This window comes from Mesorhizobium sp. LMG 17147 (assembly GCF_024297145.1).
In the GTDB taxonomy this organism is placed as follows: Bacteria; Pseudomonadota; Alphaproteobacteria; order Rhizobiales; family Rhizobiaceae; genus Mesorhizobium.
On sequence record NZ_JANCTC010000002.1, the window covers coordinates 615,585 to 633,124 of the forward strand.

The 17,540-nt window shown below is 58.2% G+C and carries 7 protein-coding genes and 2 pseudogenes; 5 read left to right on the top strand and 4 right to left on the bottom strand.

Features of this window, described 5'->3' with window-relative positions:
- Nucleotides 1-114: 114 nt before the first annotated feature.
- Together NMG46_RS06895 and NMG46_RS06900 are read left to right on the top strand one after the other, a co-directional pair.
- Nucleotides 115-1,704: a DUF262 domain-containing protein gene (locus tag NMG46_RS06895; RefSeq protein ID WP_254816944.1), complete on the top strand. Its 1,590-nt coding sequence runs from the start codon at nt 115-117 to the stop codon at nt 1,702-1,704.
- A gap of 457 nt (nt 1,705-2,161) precedes the next feature.
- Nucleotides 2,162-2,461 (top strand): DUF1236 domain-containing protein, encoded by a 300-nt coding sequence (locus NMG46_RS06900; RefSeq protein ID WP_254816945.1) that lies wholly within the window; start codon nt 2,162-2,164, stop codon nt 2,459-2,461.
- Between the two features lie 2,221 nt (nt 2,462-4,682).
- Here NMG46_RS06900 and NMG46_RS06905 read toward each other — a convergent pair.
- The 4 genes and pseudogenes from NMG46_RS06905 to NMG46_RS06920 form a co-directional block, all read right to left on the bottom strand.
- Nucleotides 4,683-5,555, bottom strand: coding sequence for a DNA adenine methylase (locus NMG46_RS06905; protein ID WP_254816946.1), 873 nt, complete (start codon nt 5,553-5,555; stop codon nt 4,683-4,685).
- 55 nt (nt 5,556-5,610) lie between these two features.
- Nucleotides 5,611-7,032, bottom strand: coding sequence for a hypothetical protein (locus tag NMG46_RS06910; protein WP_254816947.1), 1,422 nt, complete (start codon nt 7,030-7,032; stop codon nt 5,611-5,613).
- 575 nt (nt 7,033-7,607) lie between these two features.
- Nucleotides 7,608-8,348 (bottom strand): annotated as a pseudogene (istB, locus tag NMG46_RS29855) (IS21-like element helper ATPase IstB).
- A 16-nt stretch (nt 8,349-8,364) separates the two neighbouring features.
- Nucleotides 8,365-8,772, bottom strand: a pseudogene (locus tag NMG46_RS06920) (IS21 family transposase); the annotation flags it as partial.
- A 331-nt stretch (nt 8,773-9,103) separates the two neighbouring features.
- Between NMG46_RS06920 and NMG46_RS06925 the strand changes: the two are divergent.
- The 3 genes from NMG46_RS06925 to gspM all read left to right on the top strand — a co-directional run bounded on the left by NMG46_RS06925 (nt 9,104) and on the right by gspM (nt 17,536).
- The gene (locus NMG46_RS06925) at nt 9,104-15,262 is read left to right on the top strand and encodes an RHS repeat-associated core domain-containing protein (protein WP_254816948.1); all 6,159 of its coding nucleotides are present in this window, start codon (nt 9,104-9,106) and stop codon (nt 15,260-15,262) included.
- A 616-nt stretch (nt 15,263-15,878) separates the two neighbouring features.
- Nucleotides 15,879-16,928 carry a PilN domain-containing protein gene (locus tag NMG46_RS06930; RefSeq protein WP_254816949.1) on the top strand — a complete coding sequence of 350 codons (1,050 nt, stop codon included), beginning with the start codon at nt 15,879-15,881 and terminating at the stop codon, nt 16,926-16,928.
- Nucleotides 16,929-16,930: 2 nt separating this feature from the next.
- Nucleotides 16,931-17,536 (top strand): type II secretion system protein GspM, encoded by a 606-nt coding sequence (gspM, locus tag NMG46_RS06935; protein ID WP_254816950.1) that lies wholly within the window; start codon nt 16,931-16,933, stop codon nt 17,534-17,536.
- The last annotated feature ends 4 nt before the right edge of the window (nt 17,537-17,540 follow it).

Below are 17,540 nucleotides of genomic sequence, written 5' to 3' on the forward strand. Positions count from 1 at the left end.
GAGCCGGCGGTGGCGTCCTTTAGCGTTTCAAAAAGCTGGCGGAAAGCAAAGACACGGCAGGTATTTATGATATGAGGACAGCATAGGCGCCAGAAGAGGCCTACCGGGGGAACGATGGCCACGAACGTAGTAAATCTCGACGCACTTATTCCGCGCGAGGACTTTTTCATTGAAGGTGGCGGCGATCGACCCGGAGGAAGTGGCCAGGAACGCATCGACATCCACCACCTCGACAACCACTTTTTTGCCACGCGGCTCCGGAAACCTGACTTCCAGCGGGAGACGGCGGACTGGACGCCGGACAAGGTTGTCGACCTCATCAGGTCATTCGTAGACGCCGAGCTGATTCCTGCGGTCATCCTGTGGTCGGCGGGAAACTTTTCATTTGTGATCGATGGCGCTCATCGTCTGAGCGCCCTTCTTGCTTGGGTGTTGGATGATTACGGCGATAGCCGCAAATCGCTTGATTACTTCGGCGGACGTGTTTCGGACGACCAAAGGCGCATTGCCGACCGCACCCGCAAGCTCGTCAAGGCTTCTGTGGGCAGCTATGGCGAGTACGTCGGCGCGCGGAACAACCCCGGCGCCCTGCCACCACCTATGCAAATCCGTTACAACAACCTCGCCAAACAATATGTCACCGCGCAGTGGGTGCCCACTGTCGATCGCGAGGTGGCCGAAAAATCGTTCTTCAAAATCAATGAGGCGGCAACACCCATTAATCCGACTGAGAAAAGGATACTCCGGTCAAGAAAATCGGCCAGCGCCATCGCGGCAAGAGCAGTGACTCGTGCCGGCACTGGGCATCAGTATTGGTCGCCATTCAATCCAATTAAGCAAACCCGTATCAAGGAGCTGGGGAAGAGCATCTATCAAGCGTTGTATGAGCCGCCAATCGATGAAGGCCCGGTACGGACGCTGGATTTGCCAGTGGCAGGGAAGGGCTACAACGCCTTGCCGTTCGTTTTTGACCTCATCAACCAGGTCAACAAGGTCGCAGTCCCAGATGGGAAACGGAAATCCGAGCCCAGCTTACCAGAAGAGACGGACGGGGCCGAGACCATTCATTACCTGGAGAAAACCAATAAGCTCATCGAGCGGATCACTGGCGACCAGTCCAGCTCTTACGGGCTCCACCCGGTCGTTTATTTCTACACCCGCACCGGCGCCTTTCAACCGTCTGCGTTCTTCGCAACGTCTCGCTTCATCGACGGCATCATTAGCTCGGGGAGGGTTCGGGAATTCCTAGCTTCGCGGGCCAAGTTCGAAGCTTTCCTGCTTCACCACAAGGAGCACGTCAGTCTTACCGTTCACAAGTTCGGTGCCGGTGAGCGAAGCGTCCCGCAGCTGGTGCTCTACTTGTCGACCGTACTGCTTGCCTTTCAGACCGGGAAAACCGGGGAGGAGATCCTTGCCCAGTTTTCGGAAGACCCGAACTTTCAGTACGTGCTACCGGCCAAGCCGCCATTGCTTCGAGGCCCAAACGAAGCGTCGGAGAAAAAGAGCGGTTTCAACAAGGGCACCAAATCGGCCGCGTTCATCAATACCGCCGTCGCCGGCGCGCCGAAGTGCGGGCTGTGTGGTGCGATGGTTCACAGAAACTCAATGCACATTGACCATAAGCACCGGGTTCGTGAGGGCGGAGGCAATGCATTTGATAATGCCCAAATTGCCCACCCGATATGCGACTCTGTCAAAAGCTAACCTACGCCCTTTTTTGTCTTCCGTTACTTCTCCCAGCCGCTCCCATGGGCCACCAAGTCAAGGCTCCCTCGTCGATCGAAGTAATTTGAGCCATAGCAGGACGCCCAGCTTAATCTCCTATGTACTCCCACTGCTGGGCTTCGGCGACGATCCGGAGCGTTCGGGAAACTAAGGGTCCGCCTGCCAAATCCAGCAATGGCCAGCGGACCCTTTCAGCGCATGAAGGGACTATTTATGCGCCGAATCTCCTCCCGGAGATGACGCTACCAACTACAAAGAGGCTGCGGCTGTTCCCGCCGCGTCCTGTGCACCGGACCATTGCGCAGGCAGGCCAGACTTAAGTCTGACGGTCTAGTTGTCTAAGCCGCATCGAGGAACGTTCCTTGGTTGGCTCGCGTTTAGGTGAGCTTGGCGCGATGAAGCTGCGTCCTGGCAAAATCTCAACAAGGAGACGGCTATGAGAATGCATCTTTCCACCGCAGCCGCGGGATTTCTGCTGCTGGCCGGCATCGGTGCCGCTGCCGCGCAGGACGTGATCATCGAACCGCAGCAGGAAACGGTCATCAAGGAATACGTGAAGAAGCAGCCGCTCGCTTCGGTGAAGATTCCTGGAGTGGAGCTCAACATCGGCTCGCCCCTTCCGGACACAGTCGAGCTTCATGAAGTCCCCAACGTCAAATACCGCTATGTCGTCGTCGACGGACGAACCGTCTTGGTCGATCCGGGTACGCGCAAGATCGTCAAGGTCTACGACTGACACGAACTCTGCACGCGAAGCCCGCCGCACCGAGAGGTGCGGCGGGCTTTTTTGTTGTTCTTGGTGGAACACTCGCCTGCGACCATGGTTCGATCAAGCAGCACCGTGCCGCCAGGTCGGGCGATTGGAACTCGCCGAAGATTAGGGCATTCGCCGGGCTGGCTTCCCACAATTCGAAGTGGTCGACGGCAACACTGAGCTTGCTACTTTCGAGGACCCTGTCGAGGCGTTCAAATTCATCCGAGAGCGAGGCGCTCGTGTCTGGTTGGATTGGGACCGAACCGTCATAGGCGGGGAAACGGCGCCATACGACTTTACCGCGAGTTTTCTGCAGTCTTCCGTCGGGCGCATCTTGAAGAACCAGTGGGGTTCTCGCGAAGGAACCTGGTCGTGGTCGATCTCGACCTCCGATCCGCGCTTACGCCTTCACGGCGGGCAGCAAGGAACGGCCGGCACGAGAGGCGAGGCGGTCTTTGAGCTCGAACGTGAGTTCACGCGGTTCATTGCCGAGACTGAAAAGTACCTGTGGTGATGCCGCGACGGTTTTACAATTCGACCGTAACCCTTTGACATCATACAAGCGACTTTTCGCTTGTTTTACGGGGCAAGTCATTGGAATCGGCCCGAAAGGGCTAGATTCCCAAGCTGAACGCAAACGTTGTTTATGGCTCAACACGGCCGAATATTTCGCCACGTTCTGTCAAATGTCAGCCGATTAGCTGCTCTACAGCGTGTCAAGCAAATTCATTTAGTAGCGGAGGTCGATTAGTCCCGACAGAGCGCGTACATCGAAATATGAAAAGGTTTCACTACACCTGGGGGGTGACTCGAGGCGGAAGCCTACTTCACAACCAAACAAGTCAGCCCGCTATCATCTGAAGAATGAATGCGAGCTAAAGAATGCCACCGTGTTCATAGATCAATACGATCTCGACGCCGCAGAGCTTGCAGACTGTTGGTGAAAGATAACATTAAAAGCATAGCATGCCCCCCCCCGCGTCGGGGTTTCTGCTTGCAAGAAAAGGTGGCCGCTTGTGTCTTTAATAGTTCAATTCTTTTTGAGTGGACAGTCTTGCGGTCTCAAGTAAAGTATGCAAAATTACTTAGTCAACTGGGCTAGGAGCTAATAACGATGGAAATTCGGGGTCCCTGGTTTGTGGGAGAGATTGAGACGGCGCTACGTGTGTCAGGAGGACCTAACAAGTTTGTCGCATACATTTTCCTGACAGGCAATGAGCCGGACGCTCGTTTGGAGGTATCAGGGCAGCACGTTGATGACATGGTCGGCGTGGGATTTATGCGAGTCTACAGCAACAATGAGGGCGTGTTAGACCTCACTCCCAATAAGAAGCTTTCGATAGCATTTGCTAGAGAGGAATTGGGTGGAACTGATTAGACTACGCCATAAGAATCCCCAGTCAATTTGACTGGGGATTCTCAACTTCATGTTAATTGACGAGTTTCTTGTGCTTACCATGGCCGCCTCGCTGTTCAGCGTGGAGATCGTTGCAAACACCGCACACGCACAGGACTCGCGCGGGCCGCCTAGTTTTCATTCCCTGGCAAGGCGAGAATTTGAGATAGCCGGTACTGTCCAGTTGAAGAACGCGCGAGGTCTTTGAGTGTGTGAGCCCTGGCGCTCGGTGCCTCAATTGCAGCAAGGGCGTTCTCAGTGATTTTGTCGATCGCTCTGGTCCAGGAGAAGTGACGGATACTCTCCATCACGATCTTGGTGCGCGGTCGCCATTTGCCGGCCGCTAGGAAGCTCTTGAGGGCTTCGGGGAACGTCGGGGCTTCTTTGGGTGCCGGCGGGCTTCCCAGGGCCACCGGCGCCTTCTTACGGGCGTCTGCGAGGCCAAGGTCGGGGTAATTGCCGATAATCTCCTGTACGCGTTTCTCACGCGGCCCCTTGACTACCAGCTACGTTTTGCGGTTCGTTCCCACCCGGATGGCGAAGCCGAGTGTCTTTGTGTCAAAGTACGTCCCTTCGGGGAAGAGAGCGCACGGCTAAGTCGGTGAACATTTTTTTCACAGAAATTGCACCCCTTTCTTATGTGCTTGGGTGCGCGTCTGTGAATAACTATGCACCCTTGATCCCTTGCTGCGCAAGGCTTTGAGGCTGATAGCGGGACAGTATGTTGCGCTATGCGGGTATGATGTAATGGTAGCTTGTCAGCTTCCCAAGCTGACAATGCCGATGGTTTTTCAACCTGCTGCGGAGCTACGCGGCTAGCTCCCTTTTCTTTTTGAGGCTGGAATAGACGCGAGCGGGGGTTTCCAAACCAGGGGAGAAAACCATTACTTCGGCGCCAAGACCGTGGTTGCGGGCGCTATAGCCTATATCAAATTGTTCCTGCCGCATGCCGCGGTAAATGTTGCGTATCTGCGGTGCGTTGTCGTAGCTGACAAGCCAAGGTTGTCGGATCTCAGCGATCACCTTCGAAAGAGCGACGTGATCATGATGCGAATAGTGGTTCTCGTAGAGATAGGCACCTTTCACGTAATACGGGGGATCGATGTAAAACAGCGCGCGCGACCCTAAAGCTGCGGATTTTTCTAAGAGAAACTCGATTGCGTCCTGCCTTGACAAGGAGATGCAAGATCGGAAGAAGCCCAGACGCTGAACTCGGTCGGCGAGGTCATCGCGATTGAACCGGCAGTCGAGTTTCCACGCCCCGGATTGCGCAAGTCCCCCGATCAGTCCGCCGTTCAAAATACCGGAACGGTTCGTGCGATTCATCAAGAAGGCTGCAAAGCCGAGTTCGAATGTTTCGTGAAGGTCTGGGAACCGCTTTTTTTCTCGGGCCTCCAGCCACGTCTCGACACTCAACTCGACGGATCGAATTCTCTCAACGAAGCGTTCCGTCTCATAGATCGCTGCGTGCCAAAAGGCGTGAATGAAGGGATCTATATCGTTGATGTGGATGTGGCAGATGTATCCGGAGTAGAGCAAATCTAGGGCTACGCCAGCGCCGCCAGCAAAAGGCTCGGCGTACTCGCCGCCAGCCAGGCCATTTAGATGAAGCAACTCCCGGACATATGGGGCAAGCGTCCCTTTGCCACCCGGGTACCTTAAAGGCGAAAAACTCGACATCGCTACCTCCATTGCATGGAGGTTGCATACCTTAGAGTACCACTCTCGGCCAGCATTATTTGCCTGCGTTTTCAAGCACATCGAACATCGCTGCGAAATAATCGTGATATCGGTCCCATATCAGGATGGATTCACTGGGAGCTGGCAGGGCAGTGTTGTCATGTATTGCGCGGTTAAGCTGATCGAGGCCATGGAGCGCGTCAGCGGTGCCTTTCGCGACCTGCCTGGCATACTGCAGACGGGCATCCGCCGCTGACGGATCGATCTGTTTGAGGGCGGCTTCCACTTTTGACCGCAGCTTCACACTGAAGTCGTTATGCCATGCACCCTGCTGACCGCTGAGAGTCGGTACATTCATATCCTCGAGGAATACAACGGTTGCCTTTTCGAGGAAGACTCTGATCATCGATGCGGCGGCGAACGGATGTGTGTCGACCTTAAGCTTCGCCAGCTCCTGATACAGCTTGTTGAGGTTCGCGTTCCGGATTCGCAAACCTTTTTTGGCCAGGTACTGCCGTGGCTTCCCCACCGAGGGCCTCTTCGAGCTGCCGGTGGATGACGTCGTGCCCTGAGGTTGTGCGGTCTGCGGTTGGGCGGATGTCGATTTTCCGGCAGCCGCACCCTGTCCCGACTGGGGAGTGGATGGGTTTGCTGGCGTACCGCTGGGAGAAGGCGTTTGGGCCGGCTTTTTCAAACCCCCAGCAGCAAAGCCATTTAGCCAGGCCTCCTGCTGCGCAACAGTGCTGACCAACGGTTCCTTAAACGAAGTATCGGCCATGGCCTCCATGATGTCGCCAAGCAAAGATACCAGGCCCTTGGTATCCCCAGTCTCGGCCGAGATGGCGTTTTTCTTGAAGGTTACGCCCAAGACGCTCGACATCGCGCTTGAGGTAAGAACCCGCTCTACGGTTGTGGTCTTGCTGCGGATCCGATCGCGGATATCCTCGGCATCCACGCCGTTCTCCTCCAAGAACGCCAAGGCGGTCATCCAACGAGTGTATTTGCCTTCAGCGGCATCGCTACGCGCCGTCGCCACGGCGTCCCACTGGATGACACCTTCACCACCGACGCCCTTATAGTGCTTCCGCTTTATCCAGACTGCAGCCTCCTTCCTGGAAAGCACAACGCAATCGATCTGCGTTATACCTTGGGATAAGAACCTGCCGCTGAGCATTTTGAAAATCGGATATGATACAAAGCCTTGTGATAGTTCAGGGGAGGCAAGCGTCTTTAGTGCGGTAATGCGCCGATTGCCCTCCAGAGCGATATATTTGCCGGGATGCGCAGTGTCCTCTGTGACAATCAGAAGCGATGATGGATCAAGCATTCCTTGCTCGACAATGTCTTGCGCCAGCCTGGATATTTTGTGGGACCTCTCATCGCCGATCAGAATACGCAGAGCGTCCCGCTCATCTGATACTTCGGCGTGGCGGAAGTTCTTCACGTCCAGTGAAATAGCTGCGATATCAATTTTCATGGTTTCCCCCTGCCGCGGGAAATCTGTACTGCAAGTTCAAAGCCACGCCAATGACCACCCGTTGCAATTCGTGCCGCGAACAAACGGCGTCCTCGCCCCCCGCGGGATATTCAGTCCACACAAAGGGACTTGGAATGGGAGGCGCGAGGAAACGGACTCCCGTTACCACTCAGAGGGCATGGTTTTCGGTTTCAACTTTTCACGTTCCGTTGAATTCGGGGCGACTAGGATTCGAAACTGTCATTGAAACTTTTCGGTATTTCACTGGCCTGTCAGGCCGGAGGTCGCGGGGTTCGAGCCCGTCCGCGCGTCAAACACCTAGGCACCTTCACTGCGGAAAAGGGGCATGGATGAGGTGCGGGCGCCGAAGGGAATTTCCAAGCAGTAGCAAGGGGGCTAATTTTCCCCGCACCGTGCGTAAGTCCTTGCTCGGGTGCGCATTTCGCAAAAGCCGGGCAGGGGTTCCGCCAATTCCCGGACAGTGGTTTCGCTAATGTCGGGACAGTTTGGCGGCGACGGTCCTCGGGTGCCTTGTTGCGTTTATGGATGATTGATTTCGCCGTTTTCGACGCCGGTCAAGAGGGTGCGGCCTTTTGCTTTCGCATGCTGTCGCCCTGGAGCACGATGCGGTGGGCGTTGTGCACGATCCTGTCGAGAATGGCGTCGGCGACGGTGGGGTCCGCGATCAGGTCCATGCCATCTGGCCACCGGGACCTGGGTGGTGATCAGGGTGGATTTGCGGCGATAGCGTTCCTCGACGATTTCGAACAGATGGAAACGCTGTTGGTCGGTAAGGGAGTGGGTTCCGAAGTCATCGAGGATGAGCAGTTGCGCGCGGGTGAGTTTGTCGATGAGGCGTGGGAAGCGACCATCGAGACAGGCGAGCGCCAAATCCTCGAACAGGCGCGGCACGCGCACATAGAGCACGGAATGATCGAGCCGTGCTGCTTGCCGGCCGAAGGCGCAGGCCAGCCACGACTTGCCGGTTCCGGTCTGGCCGGTGACGATCAGGTTCTCATGCGCTTTCAGCCATTCGCCCTGGGCGAGCGCCATGGTGCTGCGCCGGTCGAGCCGCGCGGCGCGGCAAAGTCGATGTCCTCGATACAGGCTTCGGGAAAGCGCAGCCTGGCTGAGGCGAGCCGGTTCCGGACGCGCTTGTCGGCCCGAATGGCGACCTCGCGGTCGAGCATCAGGCCGAGCCACTCGTCGCGGCTGAGCTCGTTGGCGTTGTTCTGTTCGGCCAGTTCGCGCCAGGCGGTGGCCATGCCGGCCAGACCGAGGGCCTGCATCTGGTCGAGGGTGGGGTTCGTCAGCATTCTTTCTTCCTTTCCTTCACTGGTAATAGGTGGAGCCGCGGATGTTGGCGTGCTGGGGTGTCGGCTTTGCCGGTTCTGCGGAGTTGGCTCGGTCGAGGCCGGCTTTGAGGATGGCGGTGACGGAGGAGTAGGCAATCGCGTTGATCAGTAGCGCCCGCTCGCAGGCGGCATCGAGACGCTCCGGCCCATAGCGCGGCGCCAGGGACAGGATGCCCATGGCCGAGCGGTATCCCTGCTCCGGATGTGGCCGGTCGTGCATCATGCGCTCGACCAGGATGGCGGCATTGGGGCCGATCCTGGCCGCCCGGCTGATCAGGCTGGCCGGCGTGGTGTTGGCGTAGCGCTGGTGCGCCTTGGGCATGTGTTCGTTGACGGTGACATGGCCGGAACGCTGCGAGCGACGGACATGGCTGGCGACACGCTGGCGGGTGACGTCCCACACGTGACACGCCGCATCCTGCTTGGCCCCCGCGTGCCGCGACGCGGCTCAACGATCAGGTTCGCCGCCGAAGGGGCCGTATTTTCGATTGGGCGAATTTGCGGTCTGAGTAATAACGGTCGCCTCGTAAAATTATCTGTGGATATTCCCACCGTGACGATCCGCTGTCGTATTCGTTTGGCGGCGGCTGAGTAGAAGTAAGCAACTGGGATTCGGGGGTTTCATGAACAAGTTGCTGCTTGGCGCGGCTTTTCTTGCCGCGGGTGTCGTTGGTGCGGATACATCTTTCGTTTCTTATATTAGAAACTCCGCAGGAATGGCGGCTCTTGCGCAAGAGGCGCAAGGAACTTCGCCAGATGCTGGCGCGAGTGACGGCTTCGGCAATGGCGGTGCCTCTATCGGCAGCGATGGCTCATCATCGGACCAGCCCGCTTCCGGCAGTGCGCCTTCAGCCGACAGTCCGGACGCGGCGGCGACGGTCGGCACCGAACCGGCCGCGGCCGGCACGGCGGATCAACCGACCGACAGCGAAGCGACACCGGAAGAATCGGCGGCAGCGGCAAACACAGAAACGACCACGACGACTGAGAGCAGTGATCCGGACGCGATCGGCACGCCGAAGGTAGATCTGCCAAAGAGTTCAGGCAACGGCAATCTGGGCTATGCCATCGGCATCGACGTTTCGGACTTCCATGGCATCGAGCCGTCGATCGCACTCAACTACAATTCCTCGCGCAAGACCAAGACGGGCGGCCTCTACCAGGGCTGGCTTGGCTATGCCTGGGGCCTTGATGGTTTCGATGTCATCGAGCGGGCAAGCCCCGGCTATGGCATGCCGGCCTTCACCGCGGGCGATATTTATTTGCTCGACGGCCAGGCGATGGTCGCCTGCGTGGCCGGCATGGTATCGCCGTCCTGCTCGACCGGCGGCACCCATGCGACGGAGAACGAATCCTATCGCCGCGTTGCGCTCAACGGCACCACCAATGAATGGAAGGTGACGGATCGCGACGGCACCGTCTCGACGTTCCGCTCGGTGGCGGCCGTCGCCAACCTGAACCCACCTGTCGGCACGCCGGCCTATGATCTGGCCCAAAGCTATCGCTGGCTGCTGACCTCGGTCACCGACACCAACGGCAACAGCGTTGCCTACACCTACACCTGTCCGGCGAGCCCGGTCTGCTACCCCGATACGATCAGCTACGACGGCACGGTGGTAAAATTCTATCTGGAGACACGGCCCGACCTGATCCTGATGGGCAATGGCCGCGACATCTCCGAGACCAGCCAGCGCATCAAGACGATCTCGGTCAAGGTCAGCGGCACCCTGCGCAGCGCTTACAAGTTGACCTATGACCAGGCGCCGTTCTCCAACGCCTCACGTCTCACCGCCGTCACCCGCTACGGCACCGATGCGACGGTTGCCACCGACGGCACCATCACGGGCGGCACCGCAAAGCTGCTCGGCCAGATGACCTATCAGAACACCGAAGGAAGCTACAGCACCGTCAATGCACCGCTCTACGAACATACGCAGATCAGCGTTTTTCCGCCGAGCTATGGCAATCCGCACGAGGTCGGCGACCTTGACTTCGATGGCCGCGATGAGGTCTTCGGCGACTATACCGAAACGGCGATGTCCGGACAGACGATAATCACCAACGTCTATAAGCGTGTCATCAAGTTTGGTACCGGCGGAATTCCGGCTGACAACAAGACCGTATTTCTGCGTGTCAAGTCGCCCTCAGAGTCCCCGCCACCACCGGACCCAAACGACCCAAATCCACCACCGCCTCCACCCAAACCGATCTTTTTCTCGGATCCAGGCCGCTTTCTCTCCACCAAGAACACGATGGACTTCGTGTATTATACGAATGGCCCCGGCAGCAGCGGGTTCCCCCCTCAGCCAGCATGGTATTCCCAAGGCGCGCTTCTTCTGACCGATGCTCAACTGGGCATGACCAAATCCGACTGCAATCCGACGGCGCCAACCGGCTATCAAACCGTCTGCAGTACGTTGCCGTATGGAACCAATTTTGCCACGCGTCCTGACGCCCCGACATTTGTCGCCGATCCTGATGGCGATGGCCTCGACAATCTCAATGTCAATGCAAACGGTGATTTGAACAAGGTCATTGGTGTTGGCGATTTCCTCGGCAACGGGCACCAGCAGCCATTATTTGGCGTGGGGTTATTGGGCGGAGACGTCAAAAAAGGTGTCCTGTCAAACGGCGCATGGGAGCTGGCCGACCCCTCGTTTTCGACCGGTTGCGCGACGGTTTCCGGCGCGGGCGGCGCCTGTGTTCTGGCCGATGTGAACGGCGACGGCGCGAGTGACATTGTTCGTTACGTCAGTGGTGACAAGATCCGGGTCTTCCTGTCGACCGGGGTCGGCTTCAAGGGATACGGCGATCACAGCGCGGCCGGAATGGGGATATTGCGGGACTTCGACAATGACGGCCGGGTGGACCTCATCACGGTGGACGGCACCAATCTTGGACCCTACGGCACAGCCGAGATCAAAGTCTTCTTCCTGCAGCCCTCGTCGACTGACTTCAATCCAGTACGGTTTTATCTTCCTGCTTCGATGGACGCCGGCACCGTGATCGGCGACTTCAACGGTGATGGCCTGCCCGATTTTACCGATTACAAAGACCACATGTTCATCTCCACTCCGGGCGCGGGCAATCCGAACCTGCTTCGCAATGTCATGACGGAGCTGGGCGGAACGGTAGCTGTCGAGTATGCGCCGTCCTCGACCTGGGTGAATACCTACCTGCCGCAGGTGGTGCATGCAGTGACAAAACTTTCGGTCGGCGACGGCCGCGGCCAGACTGCCGTGAGCACCTACGCCTATGCCGGTGGCAAATACGACCCGGCGTCGCGCAAGTTTTTGGGCTTTGCCTCTATCGTCGAGACAAAACCGCTAGGGAATGGCGAGACGGCGGCCTCCAAGGTCGAGACCACCTACCGGCAGGATCTGGCGAGCTACGGCCTGCCGTCGCTGACGGTGTGGAAGGACGGCGCAGGCACCCTGCACAAGCAGGTGGCCGAGACCTACGCGGTCAATACCGCGACCAAACCTTATACCGTGCAGAACACCGCGACCGACACGACGCTGACCGAGAATCTTTCGCGCACCCTCAGGGTCGAGCGCACGTTCGACGCCTATAGCAACGTCACCAGCATCAAGGACTACGGCCGCACCGACGTCAGCGGCGACGAGACCTGGACGGTGGCAAGCTTTGCGCCCAACACCAGCGCCTACATCGTCTCGCTGTCGAGCAGCCAGGCGGTGCGCGCGGGGCTGGACACCAGCTTCCCTTATATCGGCTATGACGAGACCTATTATGACGGCAACGCCGGCGCCAACAATACGCCGCCGGCCAAGGGCAACGTCACCCGCAAGCGCAGCTTCTCAGATTACTACTCGGCGCCGCAAAAGGAGGTGAACCAGTATTTTGCCTATGACCTCTACGGCAACAAGGTCTCGGCGACCAACGGGCTCGGCCACAAGACCGAGTGGGATTATGACGCGACCTATCACCTCTTTCCCGTAACGCAGCGCAGCCCCCGCTATTTTGCCACCGGCGGCCAGAGCGCCGACACCCGCTTCGTCTCGAGCGCCACCTACAATGCCGTCTGCGGGCAGCCGGCGACGAAGACCGACGTCAGCGGCCTGGTCAAGACCTTCACCTACGATCCGTTCTGCCGGCCCTACCAGGTCTCGCAGAGCATCACCGGCGCCTATGCCAAGACGCGCTTCGAGAACGAGGGCAATCCGGCAACACAGGCGCTGGCCAAGCTGACGCCGCTGCCCAATGGGGCGGGCGAGGATTTTGTCCGCTCCTATTATGACGGACTTGGCCGTGTCTACCGGGTGGAAACGCCCGGCGAGACGGCTGCCGGTGCAAAACGTATTGCCGACACCGACTACGACCTGCGCGGCAATGTCCTGCGCGCCGCCTTCCCACGCTTTGTCGGCGAGACCGCGCAATGGACGACCAACTCCTATGACTGGGCCGACCGGCTGGTGAAGACCGTCTATGCCGATGCCAGCCAGACGATCTTTGCCCACAGCCTCGACAGCGGCCTGGGGGCCAATCCGCGGCTTTACGCGGTCACCCAGACCGACCAGATCAATGCGACGACCACACGCCAGTCGAAGAGCGTGTCCTCGACGCGCGGCGATGTCGTGCAGATCGTGCGCGATCTCGGCGGGCTTAATCTGACGGAGGGCCGTACTTACGATGTGCTTGGCCGGCTGATCGGGGTCAGCGATGCCGGCGGCTCGAGCTGGAACTACAGCTATGACATGGTCGGCAACCGGCTTTCTGCCACCGATCCCGATCTCGGCACCTGGTCCTATGTCTATGACGGCGCCAACCGGCTGACCAGCCAGACCGATGCCCGCGCCACCGTCACAGCTCTCGCCTATGATCAGATGGACCGGCTGACCTTGAAGACGGCAATGGCGTCGGGCGGCAGCGCGGTGACGCTGACGCAAAACACCTACGACCAGGCAGCTGCCGGCTTCTACAATGTCGGCCAGCTGACCACCTCCACCAACCCTGCCGCAACGCAAGCCATCAAATATGATGGCTTTGGCAAGCTCGCCCGCCAGGACGTCACGATCGGGACGCTGACCCACACCACGACCAGCGTGCGCGATGCTTCCGGCCAGACGCTGCGCACCCAATATCTGCCGGTGCAGCTCGACTTCGGCACGGCGGCCGCCCCGCTGCAATACACCGCCGGCAACAAGCTGCTCTCGGCCTCCGGCTTCATCACCTCGACTGTGTATGAGGCCGATGGCCAGACCAAATCGATCGCTTATTCGAACGGGGTCACGACAAGCTTCATCTATTCACCAACCCGCCGCTGGGTCACCCGCGTCACCACGGCCAAGGGCGCCACGATCCTGCTCGACGACCAATATGCCCGCGATCTCCTCGGCCGCATCACCGGCACGACCGGGCTGACGGCTTCCGACAGCTGGACCTATGGCTACGACAAGGCCGACCGGCTGACTTCTTCCGACAATCTTGGCAACAATACGCTCGACGAGACCTTCGTCTATGCCGCCAACGACAATCTGACCTCGCGCACGCGCGTTGCCGGCACCTATGTCTATCCCGCAGCCACATCACCGCGTCCGCATGCCCCGACGGCGGTCGGCGCCAAGACGCTCACCTATGATGCCAACGGCAACATGACCGCCGACGGCACCAGGACGCTCGCCTGGGACGAGGCCAACCGGCTGAAGACCGTCACGCTAGGCGCCAACACCGTCTCGCTGTTCTACGGCCCCGACGGCACGCGCAGCAAAAAGACCTCCTCCTTCGCCACCACGCTCTATCCCGATGCCTCCGTCGAGATCGATCCGGCGACGCCTGGCGCGGAGATCTACACCCGCTATCCCCATCCCGACGTCAAGGTGACCGGCGCCACAAAGGCCTTCCTGCACCGCGACCACCTGGCCTCGGTGCGCATGGTCACCGATGCCTCAGGCGCCATCGCCGAGCAGACCAACTATGCCAGTTACGGAGAACGCCTCAACACCGGCTTCCAGACGCAAAAGAGCTACATCGGCGAGCGCTTCGATCCCGAGACCGGGCTGCTCTACCTCAACGCCAGGTACATGGATCCGGTGCTCGGCAGGTTCATCTCGCCCGATGATTGGGATCCGACACTGCCCGGCGTCGGCACCAACCGATACGCCTATGCCCAGAACGATCCGATTAATAAAAGTGATCCAAACGGGCATGCAGTCGATCCAAATGCCGGCAAGGATCCGCTAGGGGAGGACGGAGGCGGTACCAAGGCAGCGGACGACAGCGTCAATTCCAAGGAGCTTCAGACGGCCGCAGACCAAGCTGCCAAGGATCTTGCAAAGCTTGGGATGAAGGACAAAAGAAGGTGCGATGGGTGTATTCAAGAGGGGCAAACGCGGGGAGTACAACGAGGGGGACTTCCAGCACGAACGCCTGCTGAAGAATCTATGGCCGACCAAATTACCAACTTACAAGGACGGATACACGAAATTAACCCACGGGAAACGTTCTTAGATCCTCTTGGAGGGTCAATCTCTCCGCTAGCTCGAGACTACCTCATCGCACGATTGCGCGAGCTTGAGCGTACCAAAGCGCCAGATTTTGTGGTAAACTCTCGCGGCGTTGCAATGCCGGTTCCGAGGGGTGCGTCTACTACCCCTACGCCAGTGACGAACCCTGCGGGGCAGCAGACAGGTGTCGCGTTTTGCGGGTTTGGTCCGGCTCCACAAAACGTTCCCATGAATCTGAGAATGATGAACGCGACAAACCCGAATAGCGCAAGTCCAGGGTATCCGAATGGGTACAACGTCTATTCAAGTCCTACCAGACAATCTCTGAACCCTTACACCGCGGGACCACTTTCGGTACCTTCCGGGGGGACGAGTTCAAGGGAACATCCATTTGCGCATATTCAAAACTGAACGCGAGAAAGTAAAGGTCATATGAATTACCTAAAGGAAAATCTCATCGGAAAAGAATTTCGATCCATTAAGTACCAAAACGGCAGTATCATGATCGCATTTGAGAGAGGTTCCATCGCAGTAAACACCAAAATTTCATGCTCTATCCGAGCATACACGGAGTCTATCAATATTATTGACGTTGTTACCGACCCCCAGTGGGTTTCCATTATATTCTCTGACAGATCTGAAATTCGCATATCAAGAGTAGTTGAGCACGGCCCTTCTCCGGAGAGCTTTGTCTATGATGGCGCGGACAACATAATCATAGTAGACAATGCTATAGAAGAAGGGGATTAACTAATCGGCCCCGACGGTGTCAGAATATCGGATAGTTTAACTTAAAACAAAAGATTGCGGGCGGATACCCGCTGTCGGCCCCCGATCCTGACCTCGCTATGTTTGCGCACCGATCTCCGCATCTCGCGTGATGCCTGGACCAGTACCGATATTTAGACGACAAAAGCTGTGGCCAACCGACGTTCTGCGCTCTCCCTGATATCCGCGTCACACCAGCAACTGTAATCTTCGACTGAAACCTCGGCCGAGAATCAGCGGGGGTGGCGGGCGACTGGTCTTGGCAACTTTCAACGAGCAATTTCTGGATTTCTTCGACTGGTGGCTCGATGAGCTACGAGGGACCTGGACACATTGTAGTCCTAAGCAGAAGCGATCTTACAGTGACTGGAGCATCAACGTAGCGGACGACGGCATTCGCGTTCGCGAAGCAAATGCGCCCGAATTTCAATCCAGCTCTTTGGCACTCAACGCGTCGGCGGATGTGATGATCTCCGCGCTGCTCCAGACCGGACCTCGGCGCAAACAGCCGACGTTCGAAATTCAGATCCAACCGGGGTTGTTTCTGACACGGCAACTGGCGAAGAGGAGACTGCCGCTTCGGCAAGCGAGAAGCATGGCCGAACTCGACCTGCTGGCCTCGACACCAATCGACCCGGCGCAGGTGCATATTGTCTTTGCGGAACACTCGGAGCAGGACTGTTCCTACCACGTCGTGAAAACCAAGACACTAGCGGCCGTTCTGGAAGCCGTTCGTCGCTTCGGCGGGACGGTTGGCAGCCTATCTGTGACGGATGGAAACCGAACGCGACAGGCTGATCGGTTAAGCTTGGCTGCTATTTGGCCACCGACAAAACGCGACCGTCGCAAAAGGACCGCCTGGATAGTGGCGTGTTCGGCCTTGTTTGGCACAGCAGTTTTCACCTTCGGCCATGCGCAATGGCGGTATTGGCAGGCGGGCACTGAGCTGGACGCGCAAATCGCCGATGCTCAGGTGCAGGCGAAGGCGGCGCGATCGTCGCTGCAGAAACGCCAGGCAAATATCGAACAGGTCGAAAGGATCCGTAACGAGAAAAAGACATCCGCCTCGCTGGTTCGCGTCTGGGCCGAACTGACGCACCTACTACCCGACACGGCCTGGCTGACCGACCTGTCGGCCAAAGGCGAAGATCTGACCATCACCGGGTTTTCGACATCCGCCGCCGAACTGATCGAACCGCTGGACGGTTCGCCCCTATTTGCGGCGCCTGAATTCGCTGCGCCCGTCGTCAAGATTCCAGGTCAGGATGGCGAGCGCTTCACCATCACTGCAAAGATCGGAACGCTTTGACGATGTTCTCCAGCATTCTCAATGCACGCCCAATGGTGCGTCGCCTGATCGCCCTAACCATCGCGGCAGCGGTGACCTGCATCGCTGGCTGGATGTTGTTCATGGCATTTGAGAGCGTCGCCTCGGCCAAAGCCGGGATCGAGGAGAAACGAGAGATGCTCGGCCAGTTGCAAGCCGTGGTAGCACTCGCCAAACGCCTTGACAGTGTGGCGGCGTCAGACCCGACGGCAGCGACAAATTCTGAATTTCTGACCGGGGAAAGCGAAGCGGTCATTCGCGGCGGGCTGCAGACCCGGTTGAATGCGATTGCGGCAGCGAACGGGGTGACGGTGCTGTCGGCCGGCAACGCGCCAGCATTGAACGAAGCAGGCGTGGATTTCATCGGGTTGCGGACAAACTTCTCAGGCTCTCTGAAAGGCGTGCACAACGCCATTCTCGCCATCGAAACCTCGCTTCCGGTGCTGTTTATTCGCGAAGCCACCTTGCGAGCGACTGATATCGGACCAGCGGCTGGCCGAACAGGAGATCCGGAGCTTTCCGCCGAGATCGTTTTTTACGGCCCTTTGCAAACCAAGGCGACGCCCCCTTCCGGTGGAGCGAAACCATGACCGG